12 protein-coding genes are annotated in these 15,166 nt (G+C 75.2%); 4 read left to right on the forward strand and 8 right to left on the reverse strand.

Going from position 1 to position 15,166, the window contains the following annotated elements; translation table 11 throughout:
• Positions 1 to 113: 113 nt before the first annotated feature.
• The 6 genes from E4A51_RS06580 to E4A51_RS06605 all read right to left on the reverse strand — a co-directional run bounded on the left by E4A51_RS06580 (position 114) and on the right by E4A51_RS06605 (position 7,722).
• Positions 114 to 1,751, reverse strand: coding sequence for an APC family permease (locus E4A51_RS06580; protein WP_082740247.1), 1,638 nt, complete (start codon positions 1,749 to 1,751; stop codon positions 114 to 116).
• 21 nt (positions 1,752 to 1,772) lie between these two features.
• A complete protein-coding gene (locus E4A51_RS06585; RefSeq protein WP_070320498.1) occupies positions 1,773 to 3,179 on the reverse strand; it encodes a glutamate decarboxylase in 1,407 nt (468 codons plus the stop codon).
• A 111-nt stretch (positions 3,180 to 3,290) separates the two neighbouring features.
• Positions 3,291 to 4,082 (reverse strand): bifunctional hydroxymethylpyrimidine kinase/phosphomethylpyrimidine kinase, encoded by a 792-nt coding sequence (gene thiD / locus E4A51_RS06590; RefSeq protein ID WP_046529180.1) that lies wholly within the window; start codon positions 4,080 to 4,082, stop codon positions 3,291 to 3,293.
• Between the two features lie 139 nt (positions 4,083 to 4,221).
• Positions 4,222 to 4,683, reverse strand: coding sequence for an NUDIX hydrolase (locus E4A51_RS06595; RefSeq protein WP_070320497.1), 462 nt, complete (start codon positions 4,681 to 4,683; stop codon positions 4,222 to 4,224).
• 34 nt (positions 4,684 to 4,717) lie between these two features.
• The gene (locus E4A51_RS06600; protein ID WP_134851227.1) at positions 4,718 to 6,787 is read right to left on the reverse strand and encodes an acyl-CoA dehydrogenase; all 2,070 of its coding nucleotides are present in this window, start codon (positions 6,785 to 6,787) and stop codon (positions 4,718 to 4,720) included.
• Positions 6,784 to 7,722 carry a TetR/AcrR family transcriptional regulator gene (locus tag E4A51_RS06605; RefSeq protein WP_134851228.1) on the reverse strand — a complete coding sequence of 313 codons (939 nt, stop codon included), beginning with the start codon at positions 7,720 to 7,722 and terminating at the stop codon, positions 6,784 to 6,786. The genes E4A51_RS06600 and E4A51_RS06605 overlap by 4 nt, the downstream gene beginning before the upstream one ends.
• Before the next feature lie 120 nt (positions 7,723 to 7,842).
• Here E4A51_RS06605 and E4A51_RS06610 point away from each other — a divergent pair, with 120 nt between their 5' ends.
• From E4A51_RS06610 to E4A51_RS06625, 4 genes are all read left to right on the forward strand, one after another.
• Positions 7,843 to 9,189 carry an acetyl-CoA C-acetyltransferase gene (locus E4A51_RS06610; protein ID WP_134851229.1) on the forward strand — a complete coding sequence of 449 codons (1,347 nt, stop codon included), beginning with the start codon at positions 7,843 to 7,845 and terminating at the stop codon, positions 9,187 to 9,189.
• A 63-nt stretch (positions 9,190 to 9,252) separates the two neighbouring features.
• Positions 9,253 to 10,644 (forward strand): 3-oxoacyl-ACP reductase, encoded by a 1,392-nt coding sequence (locus E4A51_RS06615; RefSeq protein ID WP_134851230.1) that lies wholly within the window; start codon positions 9,253 to 9,255, stop codon positions 10,642 to 10,644.
• The gene (locus tag E4A51_RS06620; protein ID WP_240696404.1) at positions 10,641 to 11,543 is read left to right on the forward strand and encodes a MaoC/PaaZ C-terminal domain-containing protein; all 903 of its coding nucleotides are present in this window, start codon (positions 10,641 to 10,643) and stop codon (positions 11,541 to 11,543) included. Before E4A51_RS06615 ends, E4A51_RS06620 begins: the two co-directional genes overlap by 4 nt.
• A gap of 54 nt (positions 11,544 to 11,597) precedes the next feature.
• On the forward strand, positions 11,598 to 12,203 hold the full coding sequence (locus E4A51_RS06625) for a pentapeptide repeat-containing protein (protein ID WP_134851231.1): 606 nt from the start codon (positions 11,598 to 11,600) through the stop codon (positions 12,201 to 12,203).
• A 149-nt stretch (positions 12,204 to 12,352) separates the two neighbouring features.
• On the opposite strand, the gene E4A51_RS18965 is transcribed toward E4A51_RS06625, so the two are convergent.
• Positions 12,353 to 13,438: a GNAT family N-acetyltransferase gene (locus tag E4A51_RS18965; protein WP_370297486.1), complete on the reverse strand. Its 1,086-nt coding sequence runs from the start codon at positions 13,436 to 13,438 to the stop codon at positions 12,353 to 12,355.
• 272 nt (positions 13,439 to 13,710) lie between these two features.
• Positions 13,711 to 15,153 (reverse strand): aminotransferase class V-fold PLP-dependent enzyme, encoded by a 1,443-nt coding sequence (locus tag E4A51_RS06635; RefSeq protein WP_134851232.1) that lies wholly within the window; start codon positions 15,151 to 15,153, stop codon positions 13,711 to 13,713.
• Positions 15,154 to 15,166 lie beyond the last annotated feature (13 nt).

The following is a 15,166-nucleotide window of genomic DNA, read 5'->3' on the forward strand; positions in this document are numbered from 1 at the left end:
CCGCACCGGCGCCGGGCGCACTCCGCGCAGCCGGTGCGGACGCGCACGCGCGCTCCGACCGACGGCGGTGACGTGTCGGTCGGGGCGCGCGCCCACGGCGGGTCCGGCGGTGCTCAGCCCCCGGCGGCCGTGCGGGGCGCGCTCGTGGGCGCCGGGGTGTCCGGCGGGTTCACGAGCACGTCGTCGGTCGTCGCGCGCTCCTCGGCGGTGCGGCGGTCCCACGTCGGCCGGCGACGGGCGTAGAACAGCAGCGGCGGGCCACCGAGCACGACCACGACGGCCGCGACCACCAGCGGGTAGGCGACCTCCGAGAGCCCGGTGAACCCCGAGGGCCGGATGAACGCCAGGACGAACGCGACGGCGCACGCGACGAACCCGACGCCCGCCACGAGCTTCATGGCCGGCGTCCGGTACGTCCGCACGACGTCCGGCTGCGAGCGCCGGAGCCTGATGGCGGCCGCGAACATGATCATGTACATGATCAGGTAGAGGGCCGCCGCCATGTCGACGAGCGCGATGAACGCCGTGTTGCCGTTCGGCACGAGCACGAACAGCAGCGCGAGCAGCGTCACGATGCCGCCCTGCACGGCCAGGATGCCGCTCTGCACGCCCGCCTTGTTGCGCCGCTGCAGCGCCGGGGGCAGGAGCCCCGTGCGTGCCGCCGCGAGCAGGCCGCGCGAGGGACCGGCGATCCACGACACGACCGACGCGAACGCGCCGAGCGCGATGAGCAGCGAGATCACCGGCGTGCCCCACCCCATGCCCCAGTGGTCGAAGAACTGCTCGAACGCGAGGTTGATGCCGTTCGTCACCCCGAGCTCCTTCTTCGGGACGGCGACCGAGATCGCGATCGTCGGCAGGATGAACACCAGCAGGATGAGGACCGTGGCCACCGCGATCGACCGCGGGAAGCCGCGTCCGGGGTTCTTCAGGTCGTTGGCGTGCACCGCGTTGACCTCCATCCCCGCGTACGCGAGCACGTTGGACACGATGAGCACGATCGACGCGATGCCCGTCCACGGCGGGATCACCGCCGACGCCTCCAACGAGGTCTCCGACCGCTCGCCGGTCGCCAGCCAGACGACGCCGAACACGATGAGCAGCACGGCCGGCAGGATCGTGCCGAAGATGCCGCTCCAGGACCCGACCTTCGCGAACAGGTTCCCGCCCGCGAGCGTGATGAGGGTCGAGCCCCAGTACAGGACGAGGATGACGATCGCCGTGTAGACGCCGTTCGACGCGAGCCGCTGGTCGCTCACGACGAACGACAGGCTCGCGGCGATGAACGCGATCTGCGTGGGGTACCAGACGACGTTCTGGATCCACTGCAGCCAGATCGCGACGAAGCCCACGCGTTCCCCGAACGCCTCACGCGCCCAGGTGAAGACCCCGCCCTTCCACCCCGTGGCGAGCTCGGCCGCGACGAGCGCGGTCGGCACGAGGAAGAGGATCGCGGGGATGATGAACAGCGTCACGGAGCCCAGGCCGTACGTCGCGATGGCAGGCAGTGACCGCAGCGACGCGACGACCACGACCGTGAGCATCGCGAGCTGCAGGACGGACATGAACGCCGCCGGCCCGGCCGCCGGTGCCCCGATGGCGGGCCCGGAGTGCCCGGCGGGCTGCCGCGCGCCGGGCTTCCCGTACGGGTGCGGCTTGACGTGGTCGGCGCTCGGGGCGTGCGTGCCGTCGGCGCGCACGTGCGGTGCGGCAGCGGCGCCGGGCGCGGGGGTGCGGTGCTCTGTCGACATGAGAGTCTCCCTCCCCCGCGCTCAGTGGTGGAACCCGGAGCGCTGACCCTCGGCGGGCATCGGCCCGGTGAGGGCGTCGAGGTAGTCGACCTCGTCGCGCAGGTCGGCGAGGAACGCCGACGCCAGGTCGTGGCTGAACCCGTTGCGCACCACGATCCGCTGCACCGTCACGTCGGTGAGGTCGACCGGCATGGGGTACGCCGGGACGAGCCACCCCTTGGTGCGGAGCCGGTCGGACAGGTGGTACAGGTTCCAGTTCGACGTGTGCCCCTCGCGCAGGCGCCACGCGAACACGGGGATGTCCGACCCGTCGTTCCACAGCTCGAACGCGGGCATCTTCGCGATCTCCCCCGAGAGGTACAGGGCGACGTCGTGGGACGTCTGCTGCACCGCGGTGTACCCGGCCCTGCCGAGGCGGATGAAGAGGTAGTACTGCAGCAGGACCTGCGCACCGGGACGGGAGAAGTTCAGCGCGAACGTCGGCATGTCCCCGCCGAGGTACGACACGCGGAAGATCAGGTCGTCGGGCAGCGACTCCAGGTCGCGCCACACGACCCACCCCAGCCCCGGGTAGACGAGGCCGTACTTGTGCCCCGACGTGTTGATCGACACGACGCGCGGGACGCGGAAGTCCCACGCGAGGTCGGGCTGGACGAACGGCGCGACCATGCCCCCCGACGCCCCGTCGACGTGGATCGGGACGTCGAGGCCGGTCGCCTCCTGGATCCGGTCGAGGGCCGCGGCGATCTCGGCCACCGGCTCGTACATCCCGGTGTACGTCACGCCCATGATCGCGACGACGCCGATCGTGTTCTCGTCGACGTAGGACTCCAGGTCGTACCCGTCGAGGACCTTGTGCTCCCACGAGATCGGCACGTACCGCGCCTCGACCTCGAAGTAGTTGCAGAACTTCTCCCAGCAGACCTGCACCGCGCTGGACAGCACGAGGTTGGGGCGGTCCGTGGGCTTGCCCGCGGCCTGCCGCGCGTGCTGCCAGCGCCGCTTGAGCGCCAGCCCGCCGAGCATCGCCGCCTCGGACGACCCGATCGTCGAGGTGCCGATCGTGTGCTCGGGGTCGGGCGCGTGCCACAGCTCGGCGAGCATCGTCCAGCATCGTGTCTCGACCGCGGCCGTCTGCGGGTACTCGTCCTTGTCGATCATGTTCTTGTCGGCGGCCTCGAGGTACAGCCGCGACGCGTGCTCGTCCATCCACGTCCCGACGAACGTGGCGAGGTTGAGGCGGGCGTTCCCGTCGAGCATCGCCTCGTCGTGGACGATCTGGTAGGCCGTCGCCGGGAGCGCTTCCTCGTCCGGCAGGCGGAACTTCGGGATCTCCGTCGCCTCGCCCGGGCGGGCGAAGACGGGGTTCAGCTCCACCACGTCAGGCTCGTGGTGACGGCGTGCGGCTCTGCGAGTGTTCGTGACCATCGTCAGCCCCCTGCTGTTCTGGCCTCGCGGACGCGAGGCCCGTTCTTGCAAGGTAAGCCTGACCTCGCCGTCGCACCTCTGGGGGCGACAGATGCTTGCCCCGGGCAGCCCTCAGGCGCCCTGGCGGACCACCTCGAACGGCGCGCGACCGCCGATGCGGCCCTCGATGCCCGCGGTGACGAACGCCTTGGCCGCGGTCACGGCGTCCTCGACGTCGGCGCCCTTGGCGAGCTCGGCGGTGATCGCGGCGGCGAGCGTGCAGCCCGCGCCGGCGACGCGCTCGCGCCCCACCTTCGGCGTCCGCAGCACGGTGACCTCGTCGCCGTCGACCAGCACGTCGACCGCGTCGTCGCCGGGCAGGTCGACCCCGCCCTTCGCGACGACGACGCGCGGGCCCAGCTCCTGGATCCGGCGCGCGGCCTCGGTGAGCTGCTCGACCGTCTCGATGGACGCCATGCCGGACAGCGCGTGCGTCTCGAACAGGTTGGGCGTCACGACCGTCGCGAGCGGCACGACCTGCTCGCGCAGCGCGTTGTCGGTGTCGAGCGCGGCGCCCGGCTCCTGCCCCTTGCAGATGAGCACCGGGTCGAGCACGACGTGCCGCCACGGCTGACGACGCAGGCCCTCGGCGACGACGTCGATGGTCGCGGGCGTGCCGAGCATGCCGATCTTGACGACGTCGAGGTCGTAGGCGGCCGTCGCGGCCTCCATCTGCTGCGCGATGACCTCGGCGGGCACCGGGAAGAACCGGTGGTTCCAGTCGTGCGCGGGGTCGAACGACACGAGGCAGGTCACGGTGCCGAGCCCGAACGTGCCGAGCTGCTGGAACGTGCGCAGGTCCGCCTGGATGCCGGCGCCGCCGGTGGCTTCCGAACCGGCGATGACGTAGGCGAGGTCGACCACGAGGGGCTCCTGTCGGGTGCGGCGAGGGGTGGGTGCGTGGTCCAGCCTCGCACGTGGAGACGCGCGCGCGGGACGGTCGTCCGACGACTCGACGACTCGACGACTCGGCGGCGCGGCGACTCGGCGGCGCGGCGGCGCGTCAGGCCGGGTCGTCGCCGACCAGCGGCCACCAGTGCCGCTCGCGCAGCACGCACGCGGGGTCGCGGACGTCGACCCACGTCCCCGTGTCGCGGGGGTCGCCGTCGGCGCGCCACACCGTGAAGTGCGCGAGCGGCACCGGCCACGGGTACCCGGCGTCGGGCGCGGTCACGACGTTGCGCACGTGCCCCACGGGCACGGGCCGCGCACCCGGGCCCAGGACGTCCCGCGCGAGCGCCGCGGCCGCCGCGGACCCGTCGGGGTCGTCCGCGGCGACGGCGCGCATCGGCAGGTCGGCGCGGCCGTCGTCGCGCGGCACGCACAGCACCGCGTCGCCGCGTCGCACGAGCAGCCGGACCAGCCCCGCGGGCACGGGCGCGACCGCCGACCGCACCACCTCGGCGCGGCCGCCGGGCGGCAGCCAGGGCGCGTCGGGCGTCGACCGCAGGACCGTCTCGGGCACGCGGCACGGTAGCGCGCCGCGTGCCCGACGCGGGTCAGCCCTTCAGGTGCTTCTCCGGCACGGGCGCGTCGCCGCTCGCGCGCTGCGACCGCAGGTACGCGCGCGCCTCGTCCTGCCGCTGCGCCTCGGCGCCCGACGCGATCGGTGCGCGCAGGTGCTCGGGCCCGTACCCGAACGCGTCGACGAGGTCCTGCGCGTGCGGGCGCAGCCGCTCGAGCAGCCGGTCGATGTACGACGTGACGGTGCGGGCGCGACCCGCGGAGAGCCGCCCGTGGATGAGGTACCAGGCGAGGTTCCGCTCGACGAGCGTCAGCCCGAACAGGTCGCGCACCCACGTGAGCACCTGCCGCGTCCCCGGGTCCTCGACGCGCGCGAGGCCGCGCGTGAACGCCTCCCACTGCACGCGCTCGGCGTGCGCGCGCGCGGCCTCGATGAGCTCGTGCTGGTGGGCGTCGAACAGCGCGGCGGCCTTCTCGGGACTCATCCGGCGCGCGGGCGCGAGCGCCTGCGCGAGCTGCGCGACCATCGCCTCGACGCGGTCGGTCAGCAGCTCGCGCTGCGTGGCCTCGTCGCGCAGCTGACCGACCGAGCGCCGCGCGTCGCCCCGGTCGCCGAGGGTCTGCACGGCGCGCACGAGCGGCGTGCGGTGCAGCGCGGCGTCGGCGACCTTGTCGACGACGAACCGTGCGAGGTCGCCGCGGTCGGACTGCAGGGCCTTGAGCGAGGCCGCGTAGTCGCCGAGCAGGCGCTTGGCGACGAGCTGGTAGAGCACGGTGTTGTCGCCCTCGAACGTCACGTAGACGTCGAGGTCGGCGTGCAGACCGGTGAGCCGGTTCTCGGCGAGGAAGCCCTGCCCGCCGCACGCCTCGCGCGCGGTCTGGACCGTGCGCAGCGCCGCCCACGTCGACGTCGGCTTGAGCGCCGCCGCGAGCGTCTCGAGGTCCTCGCGCTTCTCGGGCGTGTCCCCGCGACCCGAGAAGACCTCGTCGAACGCCGCGAGCAGCTCCTCGTGCGCGAACGTCGCGGCGTACGCCTCCGCCACCAGCGGCAGCAGGCGGCGGCGGTGCTGCCCGTAGTCGAGCAGCACGACCTCGTCGGCGGTCCCCCCTGCGAACTGCCGGCGCTGGTTGGCGTACGTCACGGCGATCGCGAGCGCGATCTTGCTCGCGTTGGCGGCGGCGCCGTCGAGCGAGACGCGCCCCTGCACGAGCGTCCCGAGCATCGTGAAGAACCGCCGCCCCGGGCTCGCGATGGGCGACGAGTACGTGCCGTCGGGCGCGACGTCGCCGTACCGGTTGAGCAGGTTGGCCCGCGGGACCCGCACGTGGTCGAAGTGCAGGCGCCCGTTGTCGATGCCGTTGAGCCCGCCCTTGACGCCGTCGTCCTCGCCGCCGACGCCCGGCAGGAACTCACCGGTCCGCGGGTCGCGGATCGGGACGTAGAACGCGTGCACGCCGTGGTCGACGCGCGGCTGCCCCGGCGCCGCGGTGACGAGCTTGGCGAAGACGACGGCCGCGGTGCCGTGCAGCGCCGCGTTGCCGAGGTAGTCCTTCCACGCCCCCCGGAACGGCGTGTGGATGACGAACTCCTGCGTGCCCGCGTCGTACTCGGCGGTCGTGCCGATCGACGCGACGTCCGACCCGTGGCCCGTCTCGGTCATCGCGAACGCGCCCGGCACCTGCAGGTGCATCGCGTCGGGCAGCAGCGTGTCGTGGTGGTGCTCGGTGCCCAGGTGCAGGATCGCCGAGGCGAACAGGCCCCACTGGACGCCGGCCTTGATCTGCAGCGACGGGTCGGCCGCGACGAGCTCCTCGAACCGCGCGAGCGAGCCGCCGTGGTCGTCGGCGCCGCCGTGCCGGGCCGGGAAGGCGCGCAGCACGTCGTGCTCCGACTCGAGCCGCCGCAGCTGCGCGAGCACGCGCTCGCGGTGCTCGGCCACCGGCTGGCCCTCGATCTTCTGGAAGTCCGGGTCGGCGACGATCGCGCGCGCCGAGCGGCGCAGGTCCGCGTACCGCCCCAGCAGGAGCTCCTCGAGCGCGGGGACGTCGACGCGCGGGTCGGCGGCGGCCGGGCGGGCGGTGGGGCGGTCGGTCGTCGTCGTCATCGCTGCTCCCTGGGGGTGGTGCCGGCGTCGTCGCCGGCCGTGGGGTGGTGCGCCGCCGGGTGGGCGGGACGAGGGTCGAGGGCCGTGGGTCCGGGGTCGCCGGCGCGCGGGTGGTCGCGCGCGAGGAGGCCGACGGGCCCGGCCCAGAGCCAGGCGGCGAGCTGGGCCGTGAGCGCCTCGCGGTCGGGCACGCCCGGCTCGCCGCGGTGCGCGAGCCACCACTCCCCCGCGCCGCGCACGAAGCCGACCGCGCCCGCGGCCCAGGGGTCGGCGAGGGTGGCCGCGCCGCCGGGCGTCGCAGGGTCGTGGGAGGGGGCGGCGGGCCGGCGGGCCACGCGCCGGCCGTCGCGCTCGTCGGTGAGCCCGCGCGCGAACGGCGCGGCGACGAGCGCGGTGACGGATGCGAGGAAGTGGCCGAGCGGCCCGTCGGACTCGACCGACCCGTGGCGCGTGACGAACGCGTAGACGTGCGGCGAGGACTCGATCATCTCGAGGTACACCGCGACCATCGCGCGCAGGCCCTCGCGCGGCGTCGGCGCGACGCGCAGCACGCCCTCGAGCGCGCCCTGCATCTGCAGCACGACGGCCTCGGCGACCGCGATCTGCAGGCCGGTCTTGTCGCTGAAGTACCGGTAGACGATCGACTTGGACGTGCCCGCGGCGGCCGCGATCTCCTCCATCGAGACGTCGGGGCCGTGGTGGTGCACGGTGCGGCGGGCGACGCGGACGAGCTCGGCGCGGCGGGCCTCGCGGTGGTCGGCCCACCGCGTGGAGCGCCCGTCCTCGGGGGCGTCGTGGTCGCCGCCGAGGGGCGTCTCGACGGGGGTGCCGGCGAGGGCGACCGGGAGCGCCCGGGCGGCGGACGGTCCGGGCGCGTCGTCGCGGCTGCGGCGGGGGGACGTCGCCGTCGACGGTCCCTGTGTGACAGAACTCACGAAACCGAAGGTATCAGGTACTGTGGGTTTCGGACACAGGTCCGGGACCAACGGCCCTCGCGCAGAGCCGCCCGGCGCCGCTCGCGACCCACCGTCATCGACGCCGAGAGGGACCGCCCCATGGCCACCCGCACGAGCACCGCAGCCTCCGACACGCTCCCCCGCCCCGCGTACGTCCTCGGCGGCAACCGGATCCCGTTCGCGCGCGCCGGCGGGCGGTACGCGCAGGCGTCCAACCAGGACATGCTCACCGCCGCGCTCGACGGCCTCGTGGCGCGGTTCGGGCTGCAGGGCGAGACGATCGGCGAGGTCGCCGCGGGTGCCGTGCTCAAGCACAGCCGCGACTTCAACCTCACGCGCGAGGCGGTGCTCGGCTCGGCCCTCGCCCCGACGACCCCCGCGTACGACGTCCAGCAGGCCTGCGCGACCGGCCTGGAGACGGTCGTGTCCCTGTCCAACAAGATCCGCCTCGGCCAGCTCGAGTCCGCGGTCGCGGGCGGCGTCGACACGACGTCCGACGCCCCGATCGCCGTGAGCGACCGGCTGCGCCGCGTGCTGCTCGACCTGTCGCACGCGAAGACCCCGCAGCAGCGCCTGAAGGCCCTCGCGCGTCTGCGGCCGAAGGACCTCGCACCCGCGACGCCGCGCACGTCCGAGCCCCGCACGCACCTGTCGATGGGCGAGCACCAGGCCCTCACGACCGCGCAGTGGGGCATCACGCGCGAGGCGCAGGACGAGCTCGCGCTGCGCAGCCACCAGCGCCTGGCAGCCGCGTACGACGCGGGCTTCTTCGACGACCTCGTCACGCCGTACCGCGGCCTGACGCGCGACGCGAACCTGCGCGCCGACTCCTCGCTCGAGAAGCTCGCCTCGCTGCGGCCCACGTTCGGCCTGGGCCTCGACGCGCCCGCGACCATGACCGCCGGCAACTCGACGCCGCTCACCGACGGCGCGTCGACCGTCCTGCTCGGGTCGGCGGACTGGGCCGCGGCGCACGACCTCACGCCGCTCGCCGCGGTCGTCGACGCCGAGGCCGGCGCGGTCGACTTCGTGCACGGCGTCGACGGGCTCCTCATGGCGCCCGTGTTCGCCGTGCCGCGGCTGCTCGCACGGCACGGCCTGCGGCTCGAGGACCTCGACTACGTGGAGATCCACGAGGCGTTCGCGTCGACGGTCCTCACGACCCTCGCCGCCTGGGGGTCCGACGAGTTCGGCCGTGAGCGCCTCGGCCTCGACGGCGCGTTCGGCACGGTCGACCCCGCGCGGCTCAACGTGCACGGCTCGTCGCTCGCCGCCGGGCACCCGTTCGCCGCGACCGGCGGCCGGATCGTCGCGACGATCGCCAAGGAGCTGCACGCCCGCCGGGCCGCGCAGGTCGCGGCCGGCGACGAGTCCCCCGTGCGCGCGCTCGTGTCGATCTGCGCCGCGGGCGGCCTGGGCCTGACCGCGCTGCTCGAGGCCGCCTGACCGCGCACCGCACCCGCACCCGCTCGGGTGCGCCCCCGCCCCACCGACGACGCAGGAGTCGTGATGACCGACCGGTACCTCGAGCTCGTCAACAGCGGGCTGACCAAGAAGCTCGCCGCCCAGCTGGGCCTGCCCCGCCCCGCGGTGCTGCGCCGCCACCGGCCCGGGCAGCCGCTGCTCGACGGCCCCGCGCTCGTGCTCGGCACGGGCGCCGACGCCGACGCGGTCGCGACCCTGCTCTCGTCACCCGCGGGCGGCGTGGCGCCGACGGGTGACGCCCCCGCGGTCCTCGACGGCTGGGACCTCGAGGTGCACCGGCACGCGACCCCCGACGTGCGGTACGCGGCCGTGGTGCTCGTGCTCACCGACGTCACGCACCCGGACGACCTGCAGGGACCGGTGCTCGCCGCGGGCGCGGTGCTCAAGGGCCTGCGGGCGGGCGGCCGGGTCGTCACGGTGTCGCGCCCCGCGGGCGCCGACGACGCGCCCGCGGTCGCGGCCGCGCGGCAGGGCGTCGACGGGCTGCTGCGCTCGCTCGCCAAGGAGCTGCGCGGCGGTGCGACGGGCAACGGCGTGGTCGTCGCCGACGGCGTGCCGGTGACGGCCCCGAGCGTCGTGGGCGCGCTGCGGTTCTTCCTGTCGACGCGCTCGGCGTTCGTCGACGGGCAGCTGCTCGAGGTCGACTCCGACGCGGGCGAGCTCCCGACCGACTGGGACCGCCCGCTGGCCGGCAAGGTCGCGGTCGTCACCGGTGCGGCGCGCGGCATCGGTGCCGCGATCGCCGACGTGCTGGCGCGCGACGGCGCGACGGTCGTCGCGGTGGACGTCCCGGCCGCGGGCGAGCAGCTCGCGCAGGTCGCCAACCGCGTGCGCGGCACGGCGCTGCAGCTCGACGTCACCGCGCCCGACGCGGGCGAGCGGATCCTCGCGCACGCCACGGCGCGGCACGGGCGGCTCGACGTCGTCGTGCACAACGCGGGCATCACGCGCGACAAGCTGCTCGCCAACATGGGCGAGGACCGGTGGGCGTCGGTGCTCGCGGTGAACGTCGCGTCGCAGCTGCGCATCAACGAGGCGCTGCTGACGTCGGGCGACTTCACGGACGCGCCGCGCATCGTGTCGCTCGCGTCGACGTCGGGCATCGCGGGCAACCGCGGGCAGACCAACTACGCGGCGTCCAAGGGCGGTGTCATCGGCATGGTCCGCGCGACCGCGCCGCTGCTCGTGCCGTTCGGCGGCACCGCGAACGCGGTCGCGCCGGGGTTCATCGAGACCGAGATGACCGCGCGCATCCCGGCGCTCACGCGGCAGGTCGCACGGCGCCTGAACTCGCTGCAGCAGGGCGGCCAGCCGGTCGACGTCGCCGAGGCGATCGCGTTCCTCGCGTCACCCGCGGCCGGCGGGGTCGTGGGCCGCACGCTGCGGGTCTGCGGGCAGAACCTGGTGGGCCGGTGACGCGCGGCGCGCCGGACGCGCTGGTCGCGCTGCCGCGGGTGCCGGGGCTCGGCGGGCTGTACGCGCGGGGGCTCGTCGCGTCCGCGCGCCGGCGTGGCGGTGGCGGTGGCGGTGGCGGCTGGACGCTGCCGGAGGTCACCTACGCGGTCGACGACGTGCGCGCCGACGTCGACCACCTCACGGCATACCAGCATCTGCTGGGCGAGCCGGCGACGGACGCGCTGCCCGCGGGGTTCGTGCACGTGCTCGCGTTCCCGGTGGCGACCGCGGTGATGGTGCGCGACGACTTCCCGCTGCCGCTGCTGGGCATGGTGCACCTGGCGAACCGCGTCGAGCAGCGTCGGCCGCTCCTCCTGGGCGACCGCCTGGGCGTCCGTGCGTGGGCGCGCGACCTGCGGCCGCACCGGTCGGGCACGCAGGTGGACCTCGTCACCGAGGTCGCCGCCGACGGCGACGTCGCGTGGCGCGGCGTCTCGACGTACCTCGCCAAGGGCGTGCGGCTGCCGGACGGCCGGGACGACGGCGGGGCCGAGCGTGCCGCCTTCACGCCACCGGTGCGCACGGGCCGCTGGGAGCTGCCCGCCGACACGGGCCGGCGGTACGCGGCGGTCTCGGGCGACCGGAACCCGATCCACCTGTCCCCGCTCACCGCGCGCGCGTTCGGGTTCCCCCGGGCCATCGCGCACGGCATGTTCACGGCGTCGCGCGCGCTGGCCGACGTCGGAGCGGCGCGCGGCGACGCGTTCGCGTGGGACGTCGAGTTCGCGGCGCCGGTGCTGCTGCCCGCGACGCCCGACGTGCGCGTCGCGCGCGACGACGACGGCCACGCGTTCGCGGTGTGGCACCCGCGGTCGGGCAAGCCGCACCTGACGGGCACGGTCACGCCGATCACCCCCTGACTGCCGGCGGGACGTCCGGCCTCCGGTGTCCGACGCGCGTGGGAAGGTCGGTCCATGCTCACCGGTGACGCGTACGACCTGGAGCCCGACGCCGACCTCGACGGCCTGGCGTTCCGCGGGCTCGACCTGCGCGGCCGCGACGCCACCGGCGCGCGCTTCCTCGAGTGCGCGGTCGAGGACTGCGACCTCGACGACGTCGACCTGGACCGCGCGCGCGTTCTCGACTCGACGTGGCGGGCCGTGCGCGCGGGCACGCTGCGCGCACCGTCGTCGACGTGGCGCGACACGACGCTCGCCGACGTGCGGATCGGTGCGCTGAGCGCGTTCGGGTCGAGCTGGACCCGGGTGCGCGTGACCGGCGGCAAGGTCGACTACCTCGACCTGCGCGAGTCCACGGTCGACGAGCTGCGCCTCGAGGGCGTGACGCTCGGGGACCTCGACCTCAGCCACGCCCGGGTCGGCAGGCTCGTCGTGGTCGACTGCGACGTGCGGCGCCTCGACGCCTCGCAGTCGCGGCTCACGGCGTGCGACCTGCGCGGTGCGCGGCTGCGCGCGGTCGACGGCGTGGGCGGGCTGGGCGGGGCACGGGTCAGCACCGACCAGCTGTACGACCTCGCGCCGCTGCTCGCGCACCACGTCGGGCTGGTCGTCGAGGACTGACTGCGCCGGCCATGCTTGGGGGGAGCCAGCCGCGGGTCGCGGCCCCCGGGCCCCGGTCGACGGGTCCCGGGCGCGGATCCCGGTACCCCGGTCCCGGTCCCCCGATCCGCGGATGCCGGCCCGCGGTCAGCGCCCGGTCGTCGTCGTGCTCACCAGCCCGCGAGCGCGACCAGGTCTGCCGCGACCTCGGCGGGCGTGCGGCCGTCGGTGGGCACGCGGTGCACGTGCGGCCCAGCGGCCTGCTCGAGCCGAGCCGCCGCGGCGTCGGAGCGCGCCACGTGGGCGTCGTACGACGCGCCCTGCTCGCGGCGCGCGAGGCGCTCGCGCGCTGTCGCGTCGGACGACGTGAGCAGCACGGACGTGACGTGCGGGCGGTCCCCGACGGCGGCCGCCAGCGTCTCGGTCTCGAGCACGCTGACCGTGTTGGTGTAGACGAGGCGGCGGTGCCCGAGCGCGCGGTAGCGCCGCCAGACGTCGGCGAGGTTCGCGGCCGCGACGCCGTGCTCCCACGGCGCGGGGTGCGCGAGGTCGAGCGCGTCGCCCTCGACGAGCGCGTGGGGCACGTCGCGCGCGACGAGCAGGTCGTGCACCGCGGCCGCGGCCGTCGACTTGCCGACGCCCGAGCGGCCGCCGATCAGCAGCACCGACGTGCGGCCGTCGGCGACGTCGTGCCCCGCGAGCCGGTCCACGAGCCGTGCGCGGACGTCGGGCCACTCGTCGGCGAGCACCGAGAAGTACAACGAGTCCTGGCGCGTGCCGTCGGCCGCGACGCGGTGCCCGCGCAACCGGCCCTCGGGCCGCGCGCCGAGCTTGGTCACGGCGGCGATCGAGCGGGCGTTGCGCGCCTCGACCCGGTACGCGCAGCGCGCGACCTCCCACGTCTCGAACGCGTGCGTCATGAGCAGGAGCTTGCACGCGGGGTTGACGTGCGTGCCCCACACGCGCGGGTCGTAGAACGTGTGCCCGACCTCGAGGCGCCCCATGCGCAGGTCGACGTCGTAGAACGACGTCGACCCGACGACCTCGCCGTCGACGAGCACCGCGAAGGCGTACCGCGCGGGCGTCGCGAGCGCGGTCTCGACGACGCCCAGCAGGTCGTCGACGCCCCGCGGCGTGGGCGTCGTCATGCCGCGCCAGACGCGCTCGTCGACGAACGCCGCGAGCGCCGCGGCGTGCTCGCGCGTGAGCGGGACGAGGCGGGCGCCGTGGCCCTCGAGGGTCAGATCGTGCTGCACGCGCCCATCCTCGCGGGCGCCCCGGTCAGGCGTGGCGTCATTTCTCCGCGGTGCCCGGCAGAGGTGACTGGATCGACCTCTCACCCCGTGCAGGGTGGGGCTGGATCGACCTCTCACCACCCAAGGGTGGGGTGGATCGAGCTCTCACCACCCAAGGGTGGGGTGGATCGAGCTCTCACCACCCAAGGGTGGGGTGGATCGAGCTCTCACCACACCGGGGGTGGGGTCACCACCCCCGGGTGGGGCTGGATCGACCCCTCGCGGGGTGGGGGTCAGTCGTCGAGCGCGGGGCCGCAGGCGGCGGCCGCGGTCGCGGCCAGGTGGTCGAGGCCGCGGACCTCGACCAGCGGGCGCGTGTCGTCGGCGACGGTCCAGCAGCCGTCGACGACCTCGTACGACGCGGCCGGGCCGCCCGTCAGCAGCGTCGCGAGCGCCGCGACGAGCCGGTCGACGTGCTCGACGGTCGTGCCGACACCGACCGACGCGCGCACCGCGCCGTGCGACGCGCCGAGGCGCGCGAGCAGCGGGTGCGCGCAGAACCGCCCGTCGCGCACGCCGATGCCGTGCTCGGCGGACAGGTACGCGGCGACGAGCCCCGGGTTGAGGTCCCCGACCGTGAACGTCACGACGCCCACGGGGTCGACCGCGTCGGGCCAGATGCGCGCGACGCGCACGCCGTCGATCGCCTCGAGGCCGGCCACGAGCCGCTCGCGCAGCGCCTGCTCGTGCGCCTCGAGCGCACCGGCGGGCAGCGCCGCGAGCGTGTCGCAGGCCTGCGCGAGAGCGATCGCGCCGAGCACGTTGGGCGAGCCCGCCTCGTGGCGCGCGGGGGCGGGCTGCCAGACGGTGCGGTCGGTGCGCACGTCGCGCACGGCACCGCCGCCGGCCAGGTACGGCGTGCCGGTGTCGAGCCAGTCGCGGCGCCCCACGAGCGCGCCGGCGCCGAACGGCGCGTACGTCTTGTGGCCCGAGAACGCGACGTAGTCGACGTCCGAGGCCGCGAGCGAGAACCCGCGGTGCGGCACGAGCTGGGCGCCGTCCACGGCGACGCGGGTGCCGGCCGCGTGCGCGAGCGCGACGACGCGGTCCAGCGGCAGCGACTCGCCCGTGACGTTCGACGCGCCGGTGAGCGTGAGCAGGGCGTACGGGCGGCGTGCGAGCTCGTCGCGCAGCGCGTCGAGCGTCGCGGCGACCGTCTCCGCGATCGGCAGGACCGTCGCGACCCGGCCGGTGCCGGCGCGCGCGCCCGTGCTGCGCTGCACCCACGGCAGCAGGTTGGCGTGGTGCTCGACGTCGAGCACGAGCACGGCCCCACCCTCGGGCACGACGCCCGCGAGCAGGTTGAGCGAGTCGGTCGTGTTGCGCGTGACGATCGCGACGTCGTCCTCGCGCGCGCCGACGAACCGGGCGATCGACTGCCGCGACGCCTCGTACAGCGCGGTCGACACCTGCGACAGGTACCCGGCGCCGCGGTGCACCGACGCGTAGAGGGGCAGCACCTCGGCGACGCGTGCGGCGACGGACGCGAGCGCGGGCGCGCTCGCCGCGCAGTCGAGGTTGGCGTACGTGCGGCTCGTGCCGTCGACCAGCGGCACGGTCGTGGACGCTCCCGTGACGGGCAGCAGCGGGCCGGGGTCGAGCACGGCAGGGCCGGTGGGAACGGCGGCGCCGGACGCCTCGTCGGCACACGCGAGCAGCTCGGTGACGGTGGTCATGGTGGTACCTCCG

The organism is Cellulomonas sp. HD19AZ1, from assembly GCF_004535805.1.
GTDB lineage: Bacteria > Actinomycetota > Actinomycetes > Actinomycetales > Cellulomonadaceae > Cellulomonas > Cellulomonas iranensis.

What these genes read in the sequence shown, in the direction of transcription:
- E4A51_RS06580 (WP_082740247.1), bottom strand. Translation starts at nt 1,751, where the DNA reads ATGTCGACAGAGCACCGCACCCCCGCGCCCGGCGCCGCTGCCGCACCG.
- E4A51_RS06600 (WP_134851227.1), bottom strand. Translation starts at nt 6,787, where the DNA reads ATGACGACGACGACCGACCGCCCCACCGCCCGCCCGGCCGCCGCCGAC.
- E4A51_RS06615 (WP_134851230.1), top strand. Translation starts at nt 9,253, where the DNA reads ATGACCGACCGGTACCTCGAGCTCGTCAACAGCGGGCTGACCAAGAAG.
- E4A51_RS06625 (WP_134851231.1), top strand. Translation starts at nt 11,598, where the DNA reads ATGCTCACCGGTGACGCGTACGACCTGGAGCCCGACGCCGACCTCGAC.
- E4A51_RS06610 (WP_134851229.1), top strand. Translation starts at nt 7,843, where the DNA reads ATGGCCACCCGCACGAGCACCGCAGCCTCCGACACGCTCCCCCGCCCC.
- E4A51_RS06635 (WP_134851232.1), bottom strand. Translation starts at nt 15,153, where the DNA reads ATGACCACCGTCACCGAGCTGCTCGCGTGTGCCGACGAGGCGTCCGGC.
- E4A51_RS06585 (WP_070320498.1), bottom strand. Translation starts at nt 3,179, where the DNA reads ATGGTCACGAACACTCGCAGAGCCGCACGCCGTCACCACGAGCCTGAC.